22 protein-coding genes are annotated in these 26127 nt (G+C 57.9%); 17 read left to right on the top strand and 5 right to left on the bottom strand.

The window, feature by feature from the left end; genetic code table 11:
• The first annotated feature begins 95 nt into the window (after positions 1–95).
• Complete coding sequence (locus GH722_13570; protein ID MRG72792.1) at positions 96–3587, top strand: indolepyruvate ferredoxin oxidoreductase family protein; 3492 nt, start codon at positions 96–98, stop codon at positions 3585–3587.
• A 77-nt stretch (positions 3588–3664) separates the two neighbouring features.
• Here the strand turns inward: GH722_13570 and GH722_13575 are convergent, their stop codons facing one another.
• Both GH722_13575 and rpmE read right to left on the bottom strand, forming a co-directional pair.
• Positions 3665–4123: an Hsp20 family protein gene (locus GH722_13575; protein ID MRG72793.1), complete on the bottom strand. Its 459-nt coding sequence runs from the start codon at positions 4121–4123 to the stop codon at positions 3665–3667.
• A gap of 252 nt (positions 4124–4375) precedes the next feature.
• Positions 4376–4600, bottom strand: coding sequence for a 50S ribosomal protein L31 (rpmE, locus tag GH722_13580; protein MRG72794.1), 225 nt, complete (start codon positions 4598–4600; stop codon positions 4376–4378).
• Positions 4601–4777: 177 nt separating this feature from the next.
• Between rpmE and cyaY the strand changes: the two genes are divergently transcribed.
• The 6 genes from cyaY (at position 4778) to GH722_13610 (ending at position 11215) form a co-directional block, all read left to right on the top strand.
• Complete coding sequence (cyaY, locus tag GH722_13585) at positions 4778–5098, top strand: iron donor protein CyaY (GenBank protein MRG72795.1); 321 nt, start codon at positions 4778–4780, stop codon at positions 5096–5098.
• 15 nt (positions 5099–5113) lie between these two features.
• Positions 5114–6934 carry an ATP-binding cassette domain-containing protein gene (locus tag GH722_13590; protein MRG72796.1) on the top strand — a complete coding sequence of 607 codons (1821 nt, stop codon included), beginning with the start codon at positions 5114–5116 and terminating at the stop codon, positions 6932–6934.
• Between the two features lie 77 nt (positions 6935–7011).
• Positions 7012–7752 (top strand): DUF599 family protein, encoded by a 741-nt coding sequence (locus GH722_13595; protein ID MRG72797.1) that lies wholly within the window; start codon positions 7012–7014, stop codon positions 7750–7752.
• A 107-nt stretch (positions 7753–7859) separates the two neighbouring features.
• The gene (locus GH722_13600) at positions 7860–8930 is read left to right on the top strand and encodes a hypothetical protein (GenBank protein MRG72798.1); all 1071 of its coding nucleotides are present in this window, start codon (positions 7860–7862) and stop codon (positions 8928–8930) included.
• 62 nt (positions 8931–8992) lie between these two features.
• On the top strand, positions 8993–10066 hold the full coding sequence (locus tag GH722_13605; protein ID MRG72799.1) for a hypothetical protein: 1074 nt from the start codon (positions 8993–8995) through the stop codon (positions 10064–10066).
• A gap of 6 nt (positions 10067–10072) precedes the next feature.
• Entirely contained in the window at positions 10073–11215 is a 1143-nt protein-coding gene (locus GH722_13610) for a glycosyltransferase (protein MRG72800.1), read from the top strand.
• 130 nt (positions 11216–11345) lie between these two features.
• Here GH722_13610 and GH722_13615 read toward each other — a convergent pair whose 3' ends face one another.
• Entirely contained in the window at positions 11346–11867 is a 522-nt protein-coding gene (locus GH722_13615; GenBank protein ID MRG72801.1) for a methyltransferase domain-containing protein, read from the bottom strand.
• Positions 11868–11995: 128 nt separating this feature from the next.
• Between GH722_13615 and GH722_13620 the strand changes: the two genes are divergently transcribed.
• The 4 genes from GH722_13620 to GH722_13635 all read left to right on the top strand — a co-directional run bounded on the left by GH722_13620 (position 11996) and on the right by GH722_13635 (position 15586).
• Positions 11996–12847 carry an AAA family ATPase gene (locus GH722_13620; GenBank protein ID MRG72802.1) on the top strand — a complete coding sequence of 284 codons (852 nt, stop codon included), beginning with the start codon at positions 11996–11998 and terminating at the stop codon, positions 12845–12847.
• 65 nt (positions 12848–12912) lie between these two features.
• A complete protein-coding gene (locus tag GH722_13625; protein ID MRG72803.1) occupies positions 12913–14091 on the top strand; it encodes a VWA domain-containing protein in 1179 nt (392 codons plus the stop codon).
• Between the two features lie 327 nt (positions 14092–14418).
• A complete protein-coding gene (locus GH722_13630; GenBank protein ID MRG72804.1) occupies positions 14419–14784 on the top strand; it encodes a hypothetical protein in 366 nt (121 codons plus the stop codon).
• Between the two features lie 175 nt (positions 14785–14959).
• The gene (locus GH722_13635) at positions 14960–15586 is read left to right on the top strand and encodes a thiamine phosphate synthase (GenBank protein ID MRG72805.1); all 627 of its coding nucleotides are present in this window, start codon (positions 14960–14962) and stop codon (positions 15584–15586) included.
• Here GH722_13635 and GH722_13640 read toward each other — a convergent pair.
• Positions 15583–15732 carry a hypothetical protein gene (locus GH722_13640; protein MRG72806.1) on the bottom strand — a complete coding sequence of 50 codons (150 nt, stop codon included), beginning with the start codon at positions 15730–15732 and terminating at the stop codon, positions 15583–15585. The genes GH722_13635 and GH722_13640 overlap by 4 nt on opposite strands.
• 15 nt (positions 15733–15747) lie before the next feature.
• Here GH722_13640 and efp point away from each other — a divergent pair, with 15 nt between their 5' ends.
• From efp to GH722_13665, 5 genes are all read left to right on the top strand, one after another.
• Positions 15748–16317: an elongation factor P gene (efp, locus tag GH722_13645; GenBank protein ID MRG72807.1), complete on the top strand. Its 570-nt coding sequence runs from the start codon at positions 15748–15750 to the stop codon at positions 16315–16317.
• A gap of 6 nt (positions 16318–16323) precedes the next feature.
• A complete protein-coding gene (locus GH722_13650) occupies positions 16324–17136 on the top strand; it encodes an inositol monophosphatase (protein ID MRG72808.1) in 813 nt (270 codons plus the stop codon).
• A 125-nt stretch (positions 17137–17261) separates the two neighbouring features.
• Positions 17262–18308 carry an OmpA family protein gene (locus GH722_13655; GenBank protein MRG72809.1) on the top strand — a complete coding sequence of 349 codons (1047 nt, stop codon included), beginning with the start codon at positions 17262–17264 and terminating at the stop codon, positions 18306–18308.
• A 62-nt stretch (positions 18309–18370) separates the two neighbouring features.
• Positions 18371–19525: a flagellar motor protein MotA gene (locus GH722_13660; protein MRG72810.1), complete on the top strand. Its 1155-nt coding sequence runs from the start codon at positions 18371–18373 to the stop codon at positions 19523–19525.
• Positions 19526–19542: 17 nt separating this feature from the next.
• Positions 19543–21069: a peptidoglycan -binding protein gene (locus GH722_13665; GenBank protein ID MRG72811.1), complete on the top strand. Its 1527-nt coding sequence runs from the start codon at positions 19543–19545 to the stop codon at positions 21067–21069.
• A gap of 61 nt (positions 21070–21130) precedes the next feature.
• On the opposite strand, the gene GH722_13670 is transcribed toward GH722_13665, so the two are convergent.
• Positions 21131–23266, bottom strand: coding sequence for a N,N-dimethylformamidase large subunit (locus GH722_13670; GenBank protein MRG72812.1), 2136 nt, complete (start codon positions 23264–23266; stop codon positions 21131–21133).
• 211 nt (positions 23267–23477) lie between these two features.
• Between GH722_13670 and alaS the strand changes: the two genes are divergently transcribed.
• Positions 23478–26123, top strand: a complete 2646-nt coding sequence (gene alaS / locus GH722_13675) for an alanine--tRNA ligase (protein MRG72813.1) — start codon at positions 23478–23480, stop codon at positions 26121–26123.
• Positions 26124–26127 lie beyond the last annotated feature (4 nt).

The following is a 26127-nucleotide window of genomic DNA, read 5'->3' on the forward strand; positions in this document are numbered from 1 at the left end:
CGTCTATTTTCGGGAGAGGGCTTGCAGGGAAAGATTTATATAAGTCAGTATTGCTTACCTAATAAGACTGTAGCGTTCTGACGGGAGGGTTGGATATGGCTTTGGCGAAGGTATCTCTGGAAGACAAATATGTCCTTGAGACCGGACGGATTTATCTGAACGGAACACAGGCGCTGGTTCGCCTGCCGATGATGCAGAAACGCCGGGACGAAGCAGCGGGACTGAATACCGGTTCGTTCATTACAGGCTATCGCGGCTCCCCGCTCGGTGCGCTGGATCAGGAATTGTGGCGCGCCAAGAAATTCCTCTCCAAGCATAACATCAGGTTTCAGGCCGGGGTGAATGAGGATCTGGCAGCGACTGCAATCTGGGGCAGCCAGCAGGTCGGACTGCATGGCGATGCCACCGTCGATGGCGTGTTTTCCATGTGGTACGCAAAGGGGCCAGGTGTCGACCGGTCCGGTGATGTGCTGCGTCATGCCAATTTTGCCGGTTCTGCAAAGAATGGCGGCGTGCTGCTGCTGGCTGGCGACGACCATACCTGCAAATCCTCAACCACGTCGCATCAGTCGGAATATGCCTTTGTCGATGCTCATATACCGGTTCTGAACCCGGCCGGTGTTCAGGAGTTTCTGGATTACGGAATTATCGGCTGGGCAATGTCGCGTTATTCCGGCTGCTGGGTTGCCATGAAAACTGTGGCCGAGACTGTGGACACCTCAGCGTCCGTCTATGTCGACCCGCACCGGGTTGAACTTGTTGAACCGACCGATTTCGATATGCCGGACGGCGGTCTGAACATTCGCTGGCCGGATACCCCGCAGGAACAGGAATACCGTCTGGAGCGTCACAAGCTTTATGCGGCAATCGCTTTTGCCCGTGCCAACGGGATTGACCGGACGGTTATAGATTCTCCCAATGCGCGGCTCGGGATTGCGACTTGCGGGAAGTCATATCTTGATGTGCGTCAGGCGCTTGAAGACCTCAATATCGATGAGGCGGATTGTGAGCGGATTGGCATCCGGATCTACAAGGTCGGCATGACCTGGCCGCTGGATCGCAAGGGCATCCTGAATTTTGCCGAAGGACTCGATGAAATACTGGTTGTCGAGGAAAAGCGGGCGCTGATCGAAAATCAGCTGAAAGAACAGCTTTACAATATGGGCGGTGAGAAACGTCCCCGCGTTGTCGGCAAGTATGACGAACAGGGTGACTGGATTCTGCCATCTGCTGGTGAGCTGACCCCGGCGCGGATTGCGCGGGTAATTGCGGCTAGGCTGAAAGTAGTGGGCTATGAAAGTGATAATATCAGGCGTCGGCTTGGTGTGCTGGAGAAGATCGAGAAGTCACTGGAGAGCATCAACCCGCTGATGCAGCGGACGCCCTATTTCTGTTCCGGCTGCCCGCATAATACCTCGACCAAAGTGCCGGAGGGAAGCCGGGCGATGGCCGGAATCGGCTGTCATTACATGGTTCAGTGGATGGACCGGGAGACGGAAACCTTTACCCATATGGGGGCCGAAGGGGCGAACTGGATCGGTCAGGCTCCGTTCGTGAAGACAGAGCATATTTTCCAGAACATTGGTGACGGCACGTTCCATCATTCCGGATCAATGGCTATTCGTGCTGCGGTCGAAGCCAATGCCAACATGACTTACAAGATCCTGTTCAATGACGCGGTTGCCATGACCGGCGGTCAGCCCCCGGCTGCAGGGGAAAAGCCGGTCGCGATTACCGCTGACCGGATCACACGGATGGTCTATTCCGAAGGTATTCGCGATATCACGGTGGTTGTCGATGACCCCGACAAATACCCGGCCGGAATGGAATGGGCGCCGGGTGTGCAGGTCGAGCCACGGGAGGCCCTGGACCGGGTGCAGCGTGACCTGCGCCAGCGCAAGGGTGTGTCGGTGCTGGTCTATGACCAGACCTGCGCTGCTGAAAAGCGCCGTCGCCGGAAACGTGGTACTTTTCCGGACCCGGCGAAACGGGTCTTCATCAACGAGGCCGTCTGTGAAGGCTGTGGCGATTGCGGTGTGAAATCGAACTGTGTTTCGGTGACGCCGGTTGAAACGGAATTCGGCCGCAAGCGGGCAATTGATCAGTCCAGTTGCAATAAGGATTACTCCTGCGTCAACGGGTTCTGCCCCAGCTTTGTGACTGTCGAAGGGGGCGGGCTGCGCAAGCCGGAAGCCAGAACGGATACGGGTGTCTGGGCCGTGCTGCCGGACCCGGAAATCCCCAGCCTTGAAGCGGAAAGCTTTGGTATCCTGATCACAGGTGTCGGCGGAACCGGTGTTGTGACGATTGGTGCTCTGCTGGGTATGGCCGCGCATATCGAAGGCAAGGGCTGCGGAATTCTCGACATGGCAGGACTGGCCCAGAAGGGCGGGCCGGTTATCAGCCATGTACGAATCGCAAAGCGCCCGGAAGATATTCATGCCGTCCGTATTGCGGCAGGCGGGGCGGAACTGCTGCTGGGCTGTGACCTCGTGGTCGCCGCCGGCTATGACGCCCTGTCGAAGATCGACGAAGGCAAGACGGTCGCTGTAATCAATTCGCATGAAATCGTCACCGGTGACTTTACCCGTAATCCGGACCTCAATTTTCCGGGGCAGGGCATGCAGGGCCAGATTGCCGGTGCAGTCGGTGCAGACCGGGCAACTTTCATTGACGCGACGGACATTGCGACCTCGCTGATGGGCGATTCGATTGCGACAAACCTGTTCATGCTGGGGCTGGCCTATCAGAAGGGCGCGATTCCGGTTTCTGCTGATGCGATCGAACAGGCAATCGACCTGAACGGAATTGCCGTTGAGGCCAATAAGCAGGCATTTCTGTGGGGGCGTCGGGCTGCTGTTGATCCGGAAGCGGTCGCCCGGGCGGCGCATCGCCGGGAAGCGCCGGTTATGCACAGGCTCTCAACCTCGCTTGATGAGATGATTTCACGTCGGGCATCCCAGCTTGTGGCCTATCAGGATATTGCCTATGCCGAGCGCTACGAATCTCTTGTGGCGCAGGTTCGGGAACGTGAGGCCGGGTTTGGTGGTACAGCCATTACCGAGGCTGTCGCACGTAACTATTTCAAGCTTCTCGCCTATAAGGATGAATATGAAGTCGCTCGTCTTTATACCGACCCGACCTTCATGCGGGCGGTACGGGAGCAGTTCGAGGGTAATTACAAACTGAAGTTCCATCTGGCGCCGCCGCTGATGTCACAGATCGACCCGGATACGGGAGAGCCTGAGAAGAAGCAGTTCGGCCCCTGGATGATGCAGGCCTTTGGTGTGCTGGCGAAGTTCAAAGGGCTTCGGGGCACAAAGCTCGATATCTTCGGCTATTCGGAAGAACGCCGGCGCGAACGTGCCTTGATTACCGGGTATGAAACGCTGGTTCAGGAAGTGCTCTCCGGTCTGACGGAAAACAATATCGCACTGGCGGTCGAGTTATTGTCTGTTCCTGCGATGATTCGCGGTTTCGGGCCCGTCAAGGAACGGAACATGGTGAAGGCAAAGCAAACGGAAGCGCAGCTTCTCGCTGCTTTCCGCAATCCGGTGACCTCACCAACGGTTGAAGCTGCGGAGTAACCGAATCGGCTGGCCGAAATATAGACGCCGGCCCAGTGGGCCGGCGTCCGGTTCAGATCAGGCGGTGATCAGATAGATCAGGCAGCCTTCTTTTCGATTGCTTTCGGTGCGCCCGCGCCGATTTCAATACGACGGGGTTTCTTTTCTTCAGGCACCACACGAACAAGATCGACATTCAGCAGGCCGTTTTTCACATCTGCCCCGACAACCTTGATGTCGTCTGCGAGATCGAAGCGCCGTTCAAAGGCACGTGCGGCAATTCCGCGGTGCAGGTAGCTTTTCTCGGCTGTTTCCTCGCGGTCTTCAATGCGACCGGAAATCAGCAGGGAGTTTTCCTGAACGGTGATTTCAAGGTCGTTCTCCGAGAAACCGGCGACAGCCATGGTGATGCGGTAATCATCATCCGCAACTTTTTCAATATTGTAAGGCGGGTAGGTCGGTGCACTTTCAACCTGGCTGGCGCTGTCCATCAGGCGCGCAAGACGGTCAAATCCTACAGTGGAACGGAAGAGGGGTGTAAGGTCATAGGTACGCATTGCCACATTCTCCTTGAGCAACATGGGTTTTATGTTCCGGCGCCCCCATATCGGGCCGCGCCGTCTAAAGTCCGGGAACCCCTTGATCGGGCATTCCCTTCGACGCGGCTGATATAATTCCGGCTGATTTTGCGTCAAGGGATCGTCAAAGAATTTTGCAGCGCCGCTTTTCAGCAGGTCTCTGCTTCAGGCAACAAAAAAGGCGGCTCCTTGCGGTAGCCACCTTCTTCGAATTCGAATGGTATCAGAGACTTACTGCTTGATGCCAAAGCTCGCGAAACGCTTGTTGAACTTGGCAAGCTGTCCGCCGCTGTCCAGCAGGCGATGCACACCAGTCCAGGCGGGATGCGATTTTGAATCGATATCCAGCTTCATTACGTCGCCTTCCTTACCCCAGGTTGTCCGGGTCGAGAAAGAGCTGCCGTCCGTCATCTGGACGCTGATCTCATGATAGTCCGGGTGAATATCTTTTTTCATGTCAGTCCTCCGGGGCGTTAAGCGCGGGTTTATAGACAAGTGTGGGGGCTGCTGCAAGCCTTCCGGCAAAGCCATGTTGCTTGGCCAGTCGGCTTCAGTTCGATAGGTTACGCACCGGATCGGGCTGGCGGGCAGGCAGGCACGACCGGACCGGCTTTTCAGAAACGGGAAATTACGATGGATGAGACCGCCTTCGAGGCAGAGGCCAACCGCACTTTGCAGCAGATCATGGACTATGTGGACGAAAACCTGACCGACCATATGGATGCAGATCTGCAGGATGGCATTCTGAATATCGAACTGGAAGATGGCCGGGTTTTCATCATCAACAAACATGGTCCGAATCGCCAGATCTGGCTGGCATCACCGGTCAGTGGTGCCAGTCATTATGCGCCGGCTGGTGGTCGCTGGATATCGACCCGCAGCGATGATGATCTGCTGAAACTGCTGAGCGGGGAGCTCGGGGGAATTGCCGGCATGCCCGTCGACCTCGGGTAATCCGGCATGGCGCGTATGGACGGGATGTCCCAGCCGGCTGCTGCCGGGAGGGGCGGTGCAAAAGATGACAGGGAGCGCAGTCGCGATCTCGGCCAGTTGCGCCAGCTTGTTCCTTTTCTGAGACCTTATGCCGGCAAAATCATGCTGGCCGGCTTGTCGCTGGCAACGGCCGCGGGTGCGGTGCTGGTTATTCCCTGGTGGCTGCGTCGTGTGGTCAATGAGGGTTTTGCGGCGAGCAATGCAGAGACGCTGAACGATTCGCTCGGACTGATGGTGATTTTTATCCTGCTGCTCGCGGTGGCGACATTCGGTCGCTATTACTTCGTGACCTGGGTGGGCGAGCGGGTGACGGCTGATATCCGCATGGCGGTGTACAGCAATGTCCTGCGGCTGAGCCCCGGATTTTTCGAGACGGTGCGAACGGGGGAAATTCTCTCACGACTGACGGCTGATACGACACTGGTTCAGGCCGTCATCGGTTCTTCGGCGTCCGTGGCGTTGCGCAATGTCCTGCTGCTGACCGGCGGGCTGGTCATGCTGGCCATTACCAGCCCGAAGCTGACGCTTTATGTGCTGGCGATGGTGCCCCTGGTGGTGCTGCCAATTGTTATCTTCGGTCGCAAGGTACGGAAACTGTCGCGGGAAAGTCAGGACCGGGTGGCGGATGTCAGTTCCTATGCTGATGAAAGCCTCGGGGCGATCCGGACACTGCAGGCCTTCACCTATGAGACCGTAGCGGCCCGAACCTTTGCCGGGTTCGTCGATACGGCTTTCGAAGTTTCCGAACGTCGAATTCGGGCGCGGGGGCTGCTGACGATGGTGGTCATCGCGCTGGTGTTCGGTGCGGTTGCCCTGCTGCTCTGGACCGGCGGGCATGATGTGATTGCCGGCAGAATGGATGGCGGGCAATTGCTGGCCTTTGTCTTCTATGCGGTGATTGTCGCGTCCTCAACCGGGGCACTGAGCGAAATCATGGGTGATCTGCAACGGGCTGCCGGTGCCGCGGAACGGCTGACGGAACTGCTGCATATGCCCGTCGATATCGGCGCTCCGGCCAGCCCGGAAAGTTTGCCGGTTCCGTTCCGGGGGGCCGTCGCGATCCGGGATGTGACATTCTGCTATCCTTCACGTCCTGATGCGCCGTCACTGAAAGACTTCAGCCTGGATGTCGCGGCGGGAGAAACGGTGGCTCTGGTCGGGCCGAGCGGTGCCGGTAAAACCACGGTCTTTCAGCTGCTGCTGCGGTTCTATGATCCGCAGTCCGGCGTGGTGTCTGTTGACGGGCTGAATGTCCGTGATCTTGAGCCGACGGCGCTTCGGGCGGGAATCGGGATGGTGTCGCAGGAACCGGCGATCTTTGCGGCAAGTGCCCGCGAAAATATCCGTTATGGCCGTCCTGACGCGACCGATGATGAAGTTACAGCAGCTGCCAAAGCGGCCTTCGCCCGCGATTTCATAGAGGCCCTGCCGGAAGGGTTCGACACCTATCTGGGTGAGCGCGGTGTGCGCCTGTCCGGTGGTCAGCGACAGCGGATTGCCATCGCCCGGGCAATCCTGCGCGATCCGGCCCTGCTGTTGCTGGATGAGGCCACAAGTGCGCTGGATGCGGAAAGCGAACGCGCTGTGCAACTGGCATTGGAAAAGCTGATGGTTGGCCGCACCACCATCGTCATTGCGCACCGCCTGTCGACCGTACTGGGGGCTGATCGTATTGTCGTAATCGAAGACGGTTCTGCCCGTGCGTCCGGCACGCATGATGAACTGATGAAATCGGATGAACTTTATGCCCGCCTGGCCCGCCTTCAGTTTGATGCGGATAAAAACGGGAGAAGCTGACATGGCTACATCGCAAGGTTGGTGTCTGACACCCGTAGCGACTAATCTGAATGTCATATGACAGGAGATTATAGAGTATGCCCGCTGGTGTGACCTGGCTTGATGCTGCTGCCCTGCTCTGGTTCTTTGCGGTCTGGATCGGCTATACCCGCTATGTGGATGCGGACGGAGATAAAAGCGGGCGGCGTAATCTTCAGCAGGTGATGCATCTGCATCGCGTGCTCTGGATGGAACAGATGATTGCCCGTGATAACCGCATGATTGACGGGCGGATAATTGGCAATCTGACCAGCGGCACCACGTTCATGGCGTCGACCACGATCTTCCTGCTGGCTGGTGTGGTTGCCCTGCTGGGTGCCAGTGACAGGGCGATTGAAGCTTTCGCTGAATTTGAGTTTGCCGTCCGGACAACCAAAGCGTTTTTCGAAGGCAAATTGCTGATTCTGGCACTTTGTTTTGTCTATGCCTTCTTCAAGTTCACCTGGGCCATGCGGCAGTATAATTACTGTGCGGTGCTGATCGGGGCGGCACCTGCGCCCCATGATCTGGGGGCGCATCGACAGGAAGATATCGAAGCACTGGCAGCCGTATCCTCCAATGCAGCAAAGCACTCGAACCGGGGCTTGCGGGCCTATTATTTTGGGATGGCCATGTTGTCATGGTTCATCCATCCCGTTCTGTTCATTGTGATTACGCTGGCTGTTGTGGCTGTGCTGTACCGTCGGGAGTTTTCTTCCCGGATGGTCCGTATCCTCCGCACTCTTGAGGCTGACCTTTCTGACCGGGCTGCCGCCCGGGATGACAACAGTCAGGGGTAGGCGTATCGCCTGTTGTCCGGATCTGCAATTCGTGTCACCGGCTGCCAGGGTGACGGACAGTTAACCGGATATGCGGTAGGTTCGGGCTGATCGAACCGGGGTTGTCCATGCGCTATCACTTCGCCATTCCCTGCTGGGGGGCGTTTTACACGGAATATTTTCTGAACCTGTCGCTGCCATCCATGCTGGCGGACGGGAACCTGCCGTCCTTTTCGACGGTGGAGAACTGCACGCTTGAAATCTATACCCGCCCGCAGGACCGGGCGCTGTTCGATCAGGCACCGGCTATTGCCCGTGCCCGGGAGATCGCGACTGTCGAGCTTCGTATGCTGCCGACGCAATATGCCGAGGAAGTCAGCCGGGCCAATATCGGGCTGAAGCTCGACATGATGTCGCTGGTCCATCAGGCGGGAATCAGAGCAGCGCAGGGACAGAAGGATACGGCGATCTCGCTGGTGAATGCGGACCTGATCTATGCGGACGGCTCGCTGGGACATGCCGCCCGGCTGATGCAGGACGGGGCCGGCGCCGTCCTGGCGGCCATACCCCGGATGAGTCTGGAAAGCGGCCGGCCGCTGATCGAACGATTCAGACCGGACGGTGGTGTTGTTCTGCCGATCTCATCGCGTGATCTCGTTGCCTGCATGCGGCCCGGTATGTTGCCGGAATGGCGGACACGGGAATGGGGGCATCCGAATTTCACCCGGTGGCCGAACCAGTTTTTCTGGCCGGCGGGGGAGGGCAGTTTTGTGATGCGCGCCCTGCATACACATCCGCTTTTTGTCCGTCCTGACCGGCAGATAGAGCGTCTGACCATGACCGTTGACCGGGATTACGTTTTCACGGTGATTGATGACCATGACCGGATTCACCTGATCGACCATAGCGATGATGTCTGCATCGTGGATATGTCGCCAGATGATTATCTGGAGCGGGCAAAAGGTTCGTCACCGCCGGATATTCGTGGCATTGCCCAATGGATAGCGGGCTTTGCGGCGCCGGACCGTCAGTTGCGGCAGATTTTGAAGCCGCTGACTTTTCTGGCGGACGAGACGGAAGCAGCTGCCTGTGCTGATGCCGCTGATGCGGGGCAGGTGGTTGCTGAACAGATTGTCAGCCTGTCACGCAGTCTGGGGTTTATGGCAAAGAAGTTTGGCACACCAAAATGGCCGGACTGATCCTTACAGACGTTTAAGGGTGGCGGGGGTACACTCACTCTGGCGACCGATCATGAGGCGACATGCGTTATCTTTTTGCGATCCCCTGCTGGGGCAGTTTCTTTGTCGATTACTTTCTGAAGCTTTCGCTGCCGTCGATGCTGGCGCCGGGAAACCTGCCGTCTTTTGCTTCCCCGGATAACTGTCGTATCCAGATTTATACCCGGCCTGAAGACCGCCCCCTGTTTGACGGGGCTGCCGCCCTTGAGGCTGCGCGAGCCTTTGCTGTTATCGAATTCCGGATGCTGCCGGAGCAATATTCAACCTCCTTCACGACAGCAGAGGAGGAGGGGCTTAAATGCGATATGATGTCGCTGGTCCATATGGCGGGAATCAAGGCGACGCAGGGGCAGGCAGATACGGTGGTCTCGCCGGTCAATGCCGATCTGATTTATGCGGATGGCGCGCTGGGTCATGCCGCCCGGCGAATTGATGCCGGTGCTGCGGCGGTTCTGGCTGCGATTCCCCGGATGAGTCTGGAAAGCGGCCGCCCCCTGATCGAAGCCTTTGCCAGGCCGGGACAGGCTGAGCTTGTCATTGCACCACGCGATCTCGTCGGCTGCATGCGGCCGGGGATGTTGCCGGAATGGCGGACCCGCGAATGGGGACATCCGAATTTCACTCAATGGCCGAACCAGTTCTTCTGGCCGGCGGGGGAAAAGAGTTTCGTCATGCGGGCGCTTCATGCCCATCCGATATTCGTACGCCCCGACCATGCCCTGCAGCGCCTGACCATGACCGTTGACCGGGATTACGTCTTTATCGCGGTCGATGACCATGACCGGATCGAGCTTGTCGATACGACAGATGACGTCTGCATGGTCGACATGTCGCCGGATAACTATCTGGAACGGTCACTCGGTACGGCCGGGTCTGATGCAACGACGGTTGCGCACTGGATTGCCGGGTTTGACGCAAAACCTGCACAGTTGCGACAGATCCTGACACCGATCCGTTTTGTTGCGGATGAAGCTGATATCCCGGCGATTGACGCAGCAGCGGCAGACAGTCAGCCGATCGCGCAGCAGATTGTCAGTCAGGCCCGGACCTTTGGTTTTTTCAGCCAGAAATTCTCCGACCAGCCGGGCGGAGGCTGACTTCTCATGCGTATTCTGATCATCACGAATCTCTATCCGCCGCAGGAACTAGGCGGCTATGGCCGGTATATTGCCGGTTATGGCGGGGAACTGGCCCGGCGTGGCTATGATCTGCGGATACTTGCCGGTGATATGCCGGCATTACAGAAAGCGCCGGACCGCAATCCTGCCCTGCACCGTGACCTCAGGCTTTATGGCAACTGGACAGACGGCGGGATTTCGCTTCTGCCGGAAGGCCGGGAGCGTGATGATATCGTCGCGGCAAATGTTGCGGCGACCCGCCATGCGCTTGCGGATTTCCAGCCCGATGTGGTTCTGTTCGGAAATCCGGACTTTATCTCATGGCGCTGTATCGAGGCGGTGATCACGGCCGGTGTGCCGGTGCTGCATCATATCGGCAATAATGATCCCGGATTCGACCCGGCTGATACACCGGCCGGACCACTCTATCAGCCTGCGGTCCCCAGTGCTTTCCTGCGTGAGAAGTTCATGGCTGCCGGATATCCCTTCGCCGGTGCCTCCGTGATATGGCCGGGGGCGGATGTCGCCGCTTTTGATGCCGGACCGCCACAGCCCCGGCCTCCCGGCCCCCTGCGGCTGGTCTATGCCAGCCTGATGTTGCCCTATAAAGGGCCTCAGGTGCTCATGGGGGCGCTGGCGGTTCTGAAAGCCACCAATGTCGCCATTGACTGTGTGTTTGCCGGTGACTCGACGGATCCCGGATTTGTGGCCGGCATGAACGCCTTCGTCACCAGGCAGGGACTTGGCGGGCGGATCCGGTTTGTCGGTTATCTGGAGCCGGACCGGCTGCGCGCCCTCTACCATGAACGCGATGTGCTGGTCTTCCCCTCGATCTTTGATGAGCCCTGGGGAATCAGTCAGGCCGAGGCGATGGCTGCGGGACTCTGCGTTGTCTCCTCAGATGTGGGGGGGATTCCGGAAGTCATCGAAAATGGTGTGACCGGTTTTACCTTCCCGCGAGAGGATGCAATGTCCCTGTCCAGATTGCTGACCTCGTTGTCCCGCGATCCGGAGCGCCTGAACCGGGTTGCATCGGCCGGTCGTATGCAGGCACTGAAAAACTACGCAATACCTGCCTGTGTCGACAGGCTGGAGCAGGAACTGCACGCGCTCGTCGCACGGTCCTGACAGTTTCGGCGTTTTTCCGGCATCCTTCGAGACGGGCTTCGCCCTCCTCAGGATGAGGAATACTAACCTGCGGCCTCGTCCTGAGGAGGCGCTAAAGCGCCGTCTCGAAGGATCGCGGGAAAACGCAGATTCAGACTGTCGCCACGACATTCAGGCTGAGATAACTGCCGTCAATTTTCAGATCGCTGGAGTCCGGGAACAGGCCGAACCGTTCAACCTGTGCTGCTTCGCGAAAACCGGCCTGGGCCAGAAACAGGCAGAGCGTGTCGTAGGAAAAGCCGCATTTATGCAGGTCGTAGGCATCGGTCTGGCCGCCAAACATGACACGCATGATCTGAAGGCGGCTATCGGCGGAGATGCCGGGTTTGACATAGGTCGCCGCCAGTTTTTCCAGATCGGGAACGCTGATCATCAGCCGTCCGCTGGCGGCGAGTACCCGGCGGCATTCATTCAGCGCCCGGGGCAGTTCGTCTGCATAGGTCAGATGCTCCAGCACATGGCTGGCATAAATTTCAGTGACGGATGCATCCGCAAACCGTGACAGGTCGGTGCAGCTGCCAACATGGTCGACGTCCGGTCCGGCCTGAACATTCAGGATCTCCCAGCCGTCTTTTGGCGATTCACCACCAATATGTAACCGTCGTTCATTCATGGGGGGAAGATAGCACCGGTTTTTCAGCCTGACACGACTGAACCGCTGAGGCCGTCTGTCCGTGCCTTGCACCGCAGCATCCCCGCCGATAGGGTCGCTCAACAATAAACCGGACGAGATGATGAGGTATATCCATGCGCTTTGAGGGCACCGACTCCTATGTGGCAACTGAAGACCTGATGGTCGCCGTCAATGCGGCCATTGCGCTGGAACGTCCCCTGCTGGTGAAGGGGGAGCCGGGGACGGGCAAGACCATCCTCGCGCATGAAATCGCCGCCGCTCTCGGTCGCAAGCTGATTACCTGGCATATCAAATCCACCACCCGCGCCCAGCAGGGATTGTATGAATATGATGCGGTCTCACGCCTGCGCGACAGCCAGCTTGGTGATGACAGGGTTCACGATATTTCCAACTACATCGTCAAGGGCAAGCTGTGGGAAGCCTTTGAAGCGGATGAGCCGCCGGTGTTGCTGATCGACGAGATCGACAAGGCGGATATCGAATTCCCCAACGATCTGCTGCTCGAACTCGACCGCATGGAATTCTATGTCTACGAAACCCAGAAGACCGTGAAGGCTGAGAAGCGTCCGATTGTCATCATCACCTCAAACAATGAAAAGGAACTTCCGGACGCTTTCCTGCGCCGCTGTTTCTTCCATTATATCCGCTTCCCGGAACCGGAGGTGATGGAAAGCATCGTCAATGTCCATTACCCGGACATTCGCAACCGCCTCGTAGCCGAGGCCATGCGTGTCTTCTACGACATCCGCGAGGCTCCGGGCCTGAAGAAGAAGCCCTCGACTTCCGAGCTGCTGGACTGGCTGAAGCTGCTGATGAACGAAGACATGCCGGAAGAGGTGCTGCGTTCAAAAGACGCCAAAGACCTCATCCCGCCGCTGCATGGCGCCTTGCTGAAGAACGAACAGGACGTCCACCTGCTCGAACGGCTGGCGTTCCTTAACCGGCGGGAACAGCGGTAATTCTCTTGTTGTTCCTCATTTTCAGCATCCCTCATCATTCTGAAACGAGTTGATAGCCTCGCCTCATGTTCACCACCTTTTTCTATGAACTCCGCGATGCCCGCCTTCCGGTTTCCCTGAAGGAGTATCTGACGCTGCTCGGTGCGATGGAGAAGGGGGTGGCGGATTATTCCATCGATCATTTCTATTATCTCGCCCGCGCGACGCTGGTGAAGGATGAACGGCATCTGGACCGGTTTGATCTGGTGTTCGCGAAAGTGTTCGAGGGCGTGCTGTCGACGCTGGAGGCGATTGATGCGGAAATTCCGGAAGAGTGGCTGAAGAAGCTGGCGGAGAAGTTCCTGACCGACGAGGAAAAGGCGAAGGTTGAGAGCCTCGGCGGCTGGGACAAACTGATGGAGACGCTGAAGGAACGGCTGGCAGAACAGCAGAAACGGCATCAGGGCGGGTCGAAATGGATCGGCACGGCGGGAACCTCGCCGTTCGGGGCTTATGGCTATAACCCGGAAGGCATTCGCATCGGTCAGGATGGTAACCGCAACTTCCGGGCGGTGAAGGTCTGGGGCAAGCGGGAGTTCCGTAATCTCGATGACGGGGTTGAGATCGGCACCCGCAATATCAAGGTTGCCCTTCGACGGTTACGCCGGTTCGCCCGGCAGGGGGCTGAAACCGAACTGGATCTGGATGATACGATCCGCTCAACCGCTGCCAAAGGCGGTATGCTGGACATCAAGATGGCAGCGGAGCGTCGCAATACGGTCAAGGTGCTGCTGATGATGGATATCGGCGGGTCGATGGATGGGCATGTGAAGCGCTGCGAGGAATTGTTCTCAGCCGCCCGAACCGAATTCAAGCATCTCGCATTCACCTATTTCCATAACTGTGTCTATGAGAGCGTCTGGACCGATAACCACCGGCGTAATGTCGAGCGTATCCCGACGGAAGAGCTGATCCGAACCTATGGTCCGGACTGGAAGCTGGTCTTTGTCGGTGATGCCTCCATGAGCCCTTACGAGATCGAGTATCCCGGCGGCAGTGTCGAGCACTGGAACGAGGAGCCGGGCCGGGCGTGGGTGCAGCGCCTGCTGAATCATTTCCCGCATCATGTCTGGCTGAACCCGGTGCCGTCCAGGGTCTGGGATTACACCCATTCGATCCGTATCCTGTCGGAGATGCTGGAAGGCCGTATGTACCCGCTGACCATTGAAGGGCTTGATGGTGCAATGCGGGAATTAAATCGCTGATATCTGCATAAAATTTTTGCAGCCGGTGGTTTTTATGAGATCTGACAGTGCCTGGTCGTTCGCCTCGGAGACGACGTGTCAGGGGTTGGTTTTATGTGTTAGTGTATTGTTATAAAAGAGATATGGTTCGTTTTTTAAAATATGAAACATGTCTCTGAAGGTTGAGTTTTAGGCTGCCTTGGCTGTTTTTGTGCAGTGCAACAAAACCCCTTGACGCCAGCAAATATATCCGTATATTCCCAGTCATGTTGCAGCGCACAAGAATGCGCCCAACGGAAATTCAGGGGCTGATTCCCAGCCCTCCCGAGAGCAAAAGGAACAGCTATTATGATCAAGAGCATGGACGAAGTCGTCGCTTTCAATAAAGGCAATTTCGACGCCGTTGTTAAAACCGGTAATCTGGCAGTTAAGGGTTTTGAAGCCCTTTCAAAAGCCTACATGGCCGCTGCCAAAGTGCAGTTCGATGCCATCGAGAACTACAGCAAGGCCGTTGCCGGCGTGAAAGACGTCAAGGAAGTTGTCGAACTGCAGAGCAACCTGTTCAAGAAGAACATGGATACCGCAGTTGCCGAGAGCAAAAAGATTGCCGAACTTCACGTGAAGGTCGCCAATGACACTTTCGCACCGATGACCGAGCGCGTTGAAGCCGCTCAGAAGGTCGCCGAGAAGGTTGCTGATTTCAAGGCTGCCTGATCAGGCAATCATACAGGAAGCCGGCCGTTCCTCCCACGGCCCGGACTTCCAAGCAGAACCCGGTGGATTGTTCCGCCGGGTTTTTGCTTGTCTGGTTCAGGGTGAAGGGGTGTTAACCCGCCGGAATATGATTTCCTGAGATTACAGCCTTCGATCGTGTCACACTTCGTTTTGCCTGTATATTCCACTGACTTGTGAAAATCTGAAAGCCACAGCCTTGATTGACCTTGGTGACCACTGCCAGCTTTACATCATCACACCGCCACAGATCGATCTGGAGCCTTTCGCCGTGATCTTCGAGGAGGCACTTGAGCGGTTTCAGCCTGCCTGTGTGCAGTTGAGGCTTCCGGATGCAAGCGAAGGTGAGTGGCGTCTGGCGACTGAACGCCTGATGCCACTGGCACAGGGGCGTGACATTGCTTTTCTGCTGAGCGAGCAGGCCGGCCTGGTGGCCGAGTTTGATTGTGACGGTGTGCATGTCGGAGAGGGCAGGCTGACGGTCGCAGAAGCGCGTACTATCGTCGGACCTGATCGTTCGGTTGGTGTCTCCTGTGGCGGATCCCGTCACGCGGCGATGCAGGCAGCCGAAGCGGGGGCTGATTATGTCAGCTTCGGGCCGTTTTTTCCGAGCCCGACCAAGCCGCAGGTCACGGATCTGGCCGATATCGAGATATTGTCGATCTGGTCAGAAGTGACGACGGTGCCGAGTGTTGCCATTGGCGGGGTAACGCCCGACAACGCCCGTTCACTGGCCGATGCAGGTGCCGATTTTGTGGCGATGGTCAGTGGTGTGTGGCGTTAGGCCGTCATGTCGGTCCGGCGTGACAAACTGCCGGGCAGGTCATCAGAAAGCGAACAGGTGGTGGCAATAACCGCTGCGCATTGCGTCACGGGGCTGTCGCCGGTATAACGCGCCACCTTCTGGACAGTATATAACGTCTCACCCAATCAGGATATCGAGATATGAAGATCAACGGTAACGCCATTCGACCGGGCAATGTCATTGAACATCAGGGCCGTCTCTGGCGCGCGGTGAAAATTTCCCATACCCAGCCCGGCAAGGGCGGGGCCTATGCCCAGGTTGAATTGAAAGATATTCGTAACGGCACAAAGCTGAACGAACGCTTCCGGTCGGCGGAATCGGTTGAGCGTGTCCGGCTTGAGCAGGATGACTATCAGTTCCTGTTCGCCGAGGGCGAAATGTACACCTTCATGAATATCGAGAGCTATGAGCAGATTTCTCTGGCTGCGGATATGGTTGGCGAAGAACAGGTGCCTTTCCTGCAGGACGGTATGCAGGTGAAGATTGAAAGCTACGAAGACAGCCCGATTGGCGTGGAACTGCCGGAAACGACGATCCTTGAGATCGTCGAAGCGGATGCCGTTGTGAAGGGCCAGACGGCTTCTTCCTCCTACAAGCCGGCTCTGCTTGAGAATGGTGTCCGCATTCAGGTGCCGCCGCATATCGGGTCAGGAACGCGCGTTGTCGTGAACATAGCCGAACGTACCTACGTCGAACGCGCAAAGGACTGATCGCTCATGGCTCGCCGTAGTGCGCTGATTAATGTGATGGCCAATGCCGCCGACAAGGCGGGCAGAAGGCTGGTTCGTGATTTTGGTGAAGTCGAGTTGCTTCAGGTCTCGATGAAGGGGCCGGGCGATTTTGTCTCGTCTGCCGATCTGCGGGCTGAGCGGACCATCAAGGCGGAACTGCGCAAGGCGCGGCCGGACTTTGGCTTCCTGATGGAAGAATCCGGCTCTGAGGACGGGGCCGATTCGGACAGTAAGTGGATTGTGGACCCGCTGGATGGCACCACCAACTTCCTGCACGGCATTCCGAACTGGTGTATCTCCATCGCTCTGGAAAAGCAGGGAGAGATCGTTGCCGGTGTGGTCTATCAGCCAGTCGGCGATCAGATGTTCTGGGCCGAAAAAGGCGAGGGTGCCTTCCTGAACAATCAGCGCCTGCGGGTGTCGGCACGCAAAGAGATCGGTCATTCACTGTTCGCCACGGGTATCCCCTGGCAGGACAAGGGGGACCATGAAACCTACCTGAAGCAGCTTGGTGCCGTGATGAAGGAATCCGCAGGAATCCGCCGTATCGGATCTGCTGCGCTGGACCTAGCTTATGTTGCTGCCGGTAAGGTTGAAGGCTACTGGGAAGAGGGTATCAACGCCTGGGATGTTGCGGCCGGAATCATCATGGTCCGCGAAGCCGGCGGTTATGTAACCGAACTTGATGGCAAGGAAAACGTCATCTACGGTCGCTCTATTCTGGCTGCCAATGACCGGATGCACGGCAAGTTGAAACGGCTGTTGCGGAACGCTGTCCGGGAACCGAAACCGGTCTGACCGGTAAAGCGGTTGTGGCGTTGTAGCGCCTTGGTTATCTTCGGTTTACATTTCAAGCTAGTCCGGATGAGCTGGCGCGACTGAGGCTTTTCGCGGCAGCCCAGGATCAGGAGGATTTCAACCCGATGCGACGCACAGTTCTGACCTTATCACTGCTGACCCTGACTGTACTGCCGGTGTCTGCGCAGTCTCAGGTTATTGTCGGCAGCGGTGGAAACCCTTCCGTGACAGTCGATTACAGCGTCCTCGGTATGCCCGGTGGCGGATCCGGTTATCCGTCAGCCGGATATGATACGGGAACCGGCGGGCTGCTGATGCCAAACGGGCAGGCTCCGCGCTCACGGATTGTCGCGCCGCAGTTCAATACAGAAACAACCGTTATTGGTGGTAACAGTCTGTCACCTGTTCCGGCCCCGGCTACTGCCGGTGGCAGCGGCCTGACCCCGGAAGCGATGGCTCTGCTTGGTGCTCAGGGAAATGCTCCTGCACTTACCCCGCCGCCGGTTGCATCGTCACCCAAGCCAAAAGTCCGCGCGACACCGGCTGCGCCAAAGCCCGAGCCTGCGCCGGCTCAGGTTGCGAAGGTTGAACCAAAGATCGAGGTTACCCGCCCGACACCACCAAAGCCTGCTGCGCCGGAAGCCCCGGCTGCGGAAAAAGCTGTTCCTGCGGCTGAACCGGCACCGGAAGTCGCGGTAACGCCACCTGCACCGGAAGCTCCGGCAGCGCCACCGGCACCAGCACCAGCACCCGTAGCAGCCCCTGCGCCGGCGGCGCCAACACCGCCGGCCCCACCCGCACCTGCGCCAACACAGGTTGCGAAAGCAGAACCCGGACCGGCCGCACCTGCTGCGGGGGCACCGGAAACTGCCCTGCTTGCCTTTGCGCCGGGGGAAACACGTTTGCCAAGTGAAGGAATCGCCTCGCTTGAACAGATTGCCCTTGCTGCTGCCGCGGATGAAAGTCTGCGTATTCAGTTGCTGGCCTATGCCAGTGCCGATGGCGGTCCGTCGAGCACAGCGCGCCGTATTTCGCTGAAGCGGGCCCTGAACGTGCGCAAGTTTCTGATCGACAAGGATGTCCGGGCGTCCCGCATTGATGTGCGCGCACTGGGGAACCGGGTGCCTTCCGGCGATCCTGACCGGGTGGATGTTTCGATCGCCCGACGCTGACGCCGGACTGACGACAGAAAGACCACACCCGGCACCGTTAGAACAATGTAAAGAGCATGACCATGACACGCCCGACCCGGTATCTGTTGAATATGATCCTGTTCATCGCGCTGGTCATCGGGGTGGTGATCCTGCTGCTGCCGCAACTGCAGTCTGCCTTTGAGGCGAACCGGGTTCTGAATGGTGTTATCCTAGCGGTTCTGGTTATCGGTATTCTGAATAATCTGCGTCAGGTGCTCCGGCTCAATCCGGAAGTCACCTGGATTGAGGAATATCGCGCCGGAGAAGATATTCCGGCAGGACGCGAGCCCAAGCTGCTCAGCCCGATGGCGGCGATGCTGGGAGAGCGGCGGGGTGGTCGTATCAGCCTTTCGGCGCCGATCATGCGGTCCATTCTGGACTCGATCGGCTCGCGGCTGGATGAATCGCGGGAGATTTCCCGTTACGCCATCGGACTTCTGGTTTTTCTTGGTCTGCTCGGCACCTTCTGGGGACTGCTGGGAACGGTCGGTTCTGTCAGTGACGTGATCAGTAATCTCAGTGTTGCCGGTGGGGATGTTACTGTCTTCTTCGACGATCTCAAAAAAGGCCTGAATGCACCGCTGAGCGGAATGGGCACGGCGTTTTCCTCGTCATTGTTCGGTCTCGCCGGATCGCTTGTGCTCGGCTTCCTCGATCTGCAGGCCGGTCAGGCACAGAACCGGTTTTATAATGATCTTGAAGAATGGCTGTCTTCGGTAACCCGTCTCGGTGGTTCCAGCTTTTCCGGGGGTGAGGGGGATGTCTCTAATGTCCCGGCTTACATGCAGGCCCTGATGGAGCAGATGGCCGACAATATGGAGCATCTGCGCCGTTCCATTGAGCTGTCGGAAGAAAGCCGGATGACCAGTAACGTCAACATCATGGCACTGGCTGAATCGGTCAACTCGATGACGGATCAGATGCGGACGGAACAGAGTGTGCTGATGCGCCTGGCCGAAAGCCAGAAGGATATCCGCTCGATCCTGAGCGGTATTGCCGAGGCTGGCGGCACCGGTGGCGGTATGGATGATCGTACCAAGTCACATATACGGAACCTGGATACGCATATGGCGCGTCTGGTTGAAGAAAGCTCGACAGGCCGGGAAAGAACGATCAACGAACTGCGCAGTGAGATCAAGCTGCTGGCCCGTACCATGGCAGCGATTGCCGAGGAACAGCGCCGGCCCGGCCAGTGACGGGCAGAGGATAAGTCATGGCTGCTCCTTCCTTTCGCCGAAACGGACGTAACCGGGACCTGACATGGCCCGGCTTTGTAGACGCGCTTGCCACCCTGCTGATGGTGATCATCTTCCTGCTGATGATCTTCGTGATTGCTCAGGTCTTCCTGGGCTTTCAGTTGTCCGGGCGGGATGAAGCCCTGAAAAAGCTCAATGTTGAAGTCGCTGAACTGGCTGACCTGCTGTCGCTGGAGCGGGCAACCAGCAGCGACCTGCGCGACAATGTTGCTGCCCTGTCTCAAAGCCTGCAATCGATGACCAGCGAGCGGGATGACCTGCGGGTACAGATTACGTCGCTGGCGGGCCTGATCGACAGTGTGACAGCCGAGCGCGACCGGCTGTCAGCAAATCTGGATTCGGTCAGTCAGGAAGCCGAATCCGCGCGGGCCGAAGCAACAAGGCTGGCCACGGCCCTGCAGGACGCCCGTGAGGAAGCTGCGACCGCGACGGAGACTTTGACAACAACGCAGGAAGAATTGCGGGAGCAGAGGCTGGCGCTTGCTGCCCTTACGGAGAAAGCTGAACTGACGGAAGCGGAGCGTTTGCGTCTTGAATCAGCGCTGGCTGAAGAACAATCAAAGCAGCAGGAAATCCGAGACGAAATGACGGCGGCAGCCCTCGCGGCCCGCCAGGAACGGGAACGGCTGGAGAAGTTGCTGGAGGAAGCCGAGAAAACAATTTCGGCTGACAAGGAAACCATTGAGCTGAAGCTGAAGGATGTCGCCAGGCTACAGTCTGATGTCACGCTGCTGAATGCGCTGAAGGAAGATTTGCAGACCCAGATCCGGGATATGGCTGACCTGATCGAAAAGGAACGCCGGGACAAGGTCGATGCCGAAGGCCGCTTCCTCAGGGAGCAGGAGTTGTCAGAGAGTGCTCGGGCGCAGGTCGCTTTGCTCAACCAGCAGCTTGCGGCCATGCGTAGTCAGCTTTCACAGCTTAATGCGACTCTGGAAGCCTCCGAACGGTTATCAGAAGAACAGAAGGTCGAAATTTCTTCGCTTGGGGAGCGTCTGAACCGGGCGCTGGCCAGCAAGGTTGAGGAACTGAGCCGCTATCGCAGTGAGTTCTTTGGGCGTCTGCGCGAGGTTCTGGGTGGTCAGCGTGGTATCCGTATTGCCGGTGATCGTTTCGTCTTCCAGTCGGAAGTGCTGTTTGAGCAGGGCTCTGCGGAACTGGGTGTTGAGGGACAGGTACAGCTTGCGGCCTTTGCGGATACGCTTGTCGAGATCTCCCAGCGTATTCCGGATGATCTGGACTGGATCCTGCGTGTTGACGGCCATACGGACCGGGTTCCCATCGCCACCAGCCGCTATCCGTCAAACTGGGAACTGTCGACCGCCCGCGCTGTCTCCGTCGTGAAATATCTCAAGGAACGGGGTGTCGCGGCTGAACATCTGGCAGCGACAGGATTTGGCGAATTCCAGCCTATCGACCCGGCTGATGACGAAATCGCCTATCGCCGTAATCGTCGTATCGAACTGAAGCTGACCCAGCGTTAGAAACCGGCGTCAGCCGGGTTGCCCGGGATCGCTCATGGATCCCGGGGTAATAACGAGGATGTCAGCCAGTGAATTTCCGGACCACGTTTTCCAGCAGACGGGAGATGTTGTTGTTGAAATTGTTGGTCGGCAGTGACCCGCAGAAGGTGATTGAACCGGTGGAAAACACAGCGCCGCCGCCGGGATGGTCGACATAGATCATGTCGGCACGGATCAGCTTTTCCGGGGCCTCTCCGGTTACTGTCTTCACATGGGTCAGCCACTCCTCAGGCGGCAGGACGAAGTTGTCGGGGTGGTTCTCTGATGTGGCGAGAATGCGGGTGTTAGGTGGTGTGCCGAGACGATAATCAACACGGTCCAGTTCATACCCTGCGGCCCCGCCACCGCAGAAGCCGAAATCGCCGATGATGTCGTCTTCGATGCCCGCAAATATCCAGGCGGTGTCGTCGGCGTAGGAATCCGGTTTGCGGCGGTAGTAAGTGCCTTCAAAGTCCCCCTGAACCGTATAGCCGACACCAACAAGTTGCTGCGGCGGACGGGCATTGCGCCGCCAGGTGCCGCCGTAATCGCCATCGAAGGCATGGTAATACTCTCCGACCTCAGCCGGCCAGGCGCGTAAGCCACCCTCTGACCGGCGGATTTCGATCAGGCCGTCCTGTTCGGAATGGAGGGCAACCCGCCAGTAAAACCCGTTACCACCGAGATAGATCAGCTTGCCGCCGCCATCGCGGTAGCCCTTGAAAGCATCAAGCGAGCCTGTCGTATGATATTCCGGGTGACTGCCGGTCATCACCGCCTTGTATGGGCTCAGTAACTCAGCGCCTTCCTGATGCAGCTCCCAGTCGGTCACGATATCGAAGGGAATGTCTTTTGCAGCAAGCCAGGCCAGCAGATGCGTGTCTGCCGGGAAATGTCGCAGACCGGACACGGATTCCGGATTGCCGAAGACATGATAGCCGGGACGGAGATTCAGGATCGGCCGATGCCAGGTCGTATGGCAGATGCCGGAACCATCGGTATGTTCGTTGTAGGTCGACAGGCCGAAATCAGGATGGTCAGACGGATTATAGGGAAAGGCATCCCAGTCCGCTGCGCGTTTTCGCCAGTGCTCACCGAAATCCGCCCGGGACTGGTTGGCATAGATCACGTAAGTGAAAGTAGAGATGACAAGGCAGAGGTCCGCCGTCTGGCTGCCGCGTGGCGGGCAAATGAACAACGGCATCAGGTCGCGATGTTCGCCGCAGGTGATCTGCACAGCGTAGGCCCCGCTTTTCAGATCGTCCGGAATGGTAATCGTGAAATCGGTTTCCCATCCGGCATCAGCGATATCATCGTCGTGGAAATGGATGGCGCCATATTGTTCCGGGGCACGCGACCAGTTCATTTCGGACGCATTCCAGTTTGATCCGGTCATTGCACGGGCAGGGGCCTGAACAAGATATCCATCAGTGGCCAGCGAACCTTCACCGGGGACGGTAAAACTGGTCATGTTCCGGCTGAAATTCCAGGCGGCGACCGGCTCGCCTTTCCCGGTTTCATACAGGGCCGGAAACTCGACCTTGCCGTTGTAATGTGACGCCGGGTCATGTTCGTCGACAGCAGCCACCAGAATGCCAGTGACAGCGTCTGTTCTTATGGATGGCAGGGAGATTTCGGTTTTTGTCGGCGTCTCACCCATCACGGGGTCGCCGAGCATCTTGCGGGTCAGGACCATTTTGCCGGCTGAGGGATCAAGGCTGACCTCCAGCCGATACCATCGCCGTTCCAGAAGAGGGCGATTATCGGTTGCGACAACACTCCCGTCCGCTGTGACCTCGGCGCCGTTCGGACCGATCTGCAGCCCGAGAACAGCGGCGCCGTTCTGGTCCTGCAGGGTCACGACACCCTGCGAGGGCTTGTCCGGAAGGGTCGGCCATATGGTTACGGACAGCCGGAGGCTCGCCGGAAGGGGAGCTTTCAGTTCTGCCGTCATATGCGAGCCGAGCGCGACAGATTGTCTGCGCGACGGATAGTCACCCTCAAAACCGGCTGCGACAGGTTCCAGCACGACGCCCGGACCGTCCGGGTTGGGATCGCCGGAGATGATACGGACGAGGGAGGCGCGATAAGGTGCGTCCCCTGATGAGGAAACCTTTACCTCGACTTCGTCACCGGGGCGGGCAGAAAGTTTGTTCGTGTAACCAATCAGCGGGATCATATCTGGCCTGTTCTGGCGGTGTCATTGCAGGTCAGCATATAGCGATCATCACGCCGGACAATGCCATCGGCAGATGCTGGTCAGGGCTGCCGGGAAAAATCCGGATGAACTGCCGGGTGTGCCCTTTCTGGACAGTGACGCGCACACCATTTAAAAAGCCGGTCCTTTCGGCATTGCCGAATTCAGCTAGTCAGACAGAAGGTTTCCGGCGATGCAGAGCGCCAACGATATTCGTAATACATTCCTCGACTACTTCGCGAAGAACGGTCACGAGATTGTCGCGTCCAGTCCGCTGGTACCGCGTAATGATCCGACGCTGATGTTCACCAATGCCGGGATGGTTCAGTTCAAGAACGTTTTCACCGGGGCAGAGCATCGCGATTATGACCGGGCGGTAACGTCGCAGAAATGTGTGCGCGCCGGGGGAAAGCATAACGATCTGGAGAATGTCGGCTATACGGCGCGGCATCACACCTTCTTCGAGATGCTCGGCAATTTCTCGTTCGGCGATTACTTCAAGGATCGTGCGATTGAGCTCGCCTGGAACCTTGTGACAAAGGAATACGGTCTGGCGAAAGACCGGCTTCTGGTCACGGTGTATCATGAAGATGATCAGGCGTTTGATCTGTGGAAAAAAATCGCAGGCCTGCCGGATGACCGGATTATCCGCATCCCGACATCGGATAATTTCTGGGCCATGGGCGATACCGGCCCCTGCGGTCCCTGTTCAGAAATTTTCTTCGATCATGGCGATCATATTCCCGGTGGTCCTCCGGGCAGCCCGGATGAAGATGGTGACCGGTTCATTGAAATCTGGAATCTGGTGTTCATGCAGTATGAGCAGCTGACTGTCGATGAACGGGTCAGCCTGCCGAAACCGTCGATTGATACCGGTATGGGGCTGGAGCGGATCGCCGCCACCCTGCAGGGCAGCCATGACAATTATTCCATTGATCTGCTCCGCAGTATCATCGAAGCCTCCGCAGATGCGACATCCACTGATCCGGATGGTGATTTCTCGGTTTCGCACCGGGTGATTGCCGATCATCTGCGGGCCTCTTCCTTCCTGATTGCCGATGGCGTGCTGCCGTCGAATGAAGGTCGTGGTTATGTGCTCCGCCGGATCATGCGCCGGGGTATGCGTCATGCCCATCTGGCTGGCTCAAAAGATCCGCTGATGCATCGCCTTGTGCCGACGCTGGTTGGCAAGATGGGCGAAGCCTTTCCGGAACTGCGCCGTGCAAACGCACTGATTACCGAAACGCTGAAGCTTGAGGAAACCCGTTTCAAGCAGACGCTGGAACGTGGCCTGAAGCTGCTGGACGAAGAAACGGCCAGCATGGAACAGGGCGGCACGCTGGACGGTGGTGTCGCGTTCAAGCTTTACGATACCTATGGCTTCCCGCTTGATCTGACGCAGGACGCCCTGCGGTCGAAGGGAATGTCGGTTGAAACTGATGGCTTCAACGCGGCAATGAAAAAGCAGAAGGAACTGGCACGGGCCGCCTGGGCCGGGTCTGGTGATTCTGCTGAAGAAAGCGTCTGGTTTGACCTCCGTGAAGAAGTCGGTGCGTCAGAGTTTCTGGGCTATGACACCGAGCAGGCCGAAGGGCAGGTCGTGGCAATTGTCCGCGATGGCAACCCGGTGCGGGAGGCAAATGACGGTGATGACGTTGCAGTGATCCTGAACCAGACCCCGTTCTATGCGGAAAGCGGCGGCCAGATGGGCGATGCCGGTATCATTTACACCGCCGATGGCGGCAAGGTGACAGTCAGCGATACCAAGAAACGTGTCGGTGATCTGCATGTCCATATGGGCAAGGTCAGCCACGGGACGATCAGGGTTGGTCAGGCGGCACAGCTGTCTGTTGACGGTACCCGCCGGGGCCAGTTGCGCGCCAACCATTCGGCAACGCATTTGCTGCATGAGGCGCTGCGCCGCCGTCTTGGCGACCATATCACCCAGAAGGGGTCTCTGGTTGCACCGGATCGCCTGCGGTTTGATATCAGTCAGCCGGTCGGCCTGAAAGCCGATGAAATTCAGACAGTTGAGCGCGATGTGAACAATCAGGTCCGTGCCAACGCCGATGTTGTAACCCGTCTGATGACCCCGGATGAGGCGATTGAGCAGGGAGCAATGGCCCTGTTCGGCGAAAAATACGGTGAGGAAGTACGGGTCGTTTCGATGGGAGATGACCAGGGGCGCAATTTCTCGACGGAACTGTGTGGCGGCACCCATGTCCGGCGTACCGGTGATATCGGTGCTTTCAAGATCATTTCGGAAGGGGCTGTTGCCGCCGGTGTGCGACGCATTGAGGCAGTAACCGGTCAGGCGGCTCTGGATTATCTTACGGAACAGGAAGGTCGCCTGAGTGCGGTCGCTTCGACCCTGAAGGTTGCCCCGTCAGATGTACCAGCCCGTGTTGTCAGCCTGATTGAAGAACGCCGTAAGCTGGAGCGCGAACTGGCTGAAGCCCGCAAGGCGCTGGCGACAGGCGGTAGCGGTGGCGCCGCGAAGCCGGAAGCAGAAGAAATCAACGGTGTGAAGTTCACCAGCCGGGTGCTTGAAGGCATGCCGCCGAAAGAACTGAAGGGCATGGCCGACGAGTTGAAGAAGCAACTCGGCTCCGGCGTGGTCGTCGTGATTTCCGGCAATGAAGGCAAAGCCTCGATTGTCGTCGCTGTGACACCCGACATGACGGATAAGGTCAGCGCCGTTGATCTGGTCCGTGTCGGTTCGGAAGCACTTGGTGGCAAGGGGGGCGGTGGTCGTCCTGACATGGCGCAGGCTGGTGGTCCGGATGCGTCGAAGGCTGATGCTGCGGTAGATGCCATCAAAGCCCATATCGCTGGCTGAGTAT

It is taken from the genome of Alphaproteobacteria bacterium HT1-32, assembly GCA_009649675.1.
Taxonomy (GTDB): domain Bacteria; phylum Pseudomonadota; class Alphaproteobacteria; order Rhodospirillales; family HT1-32; genus HT1-32.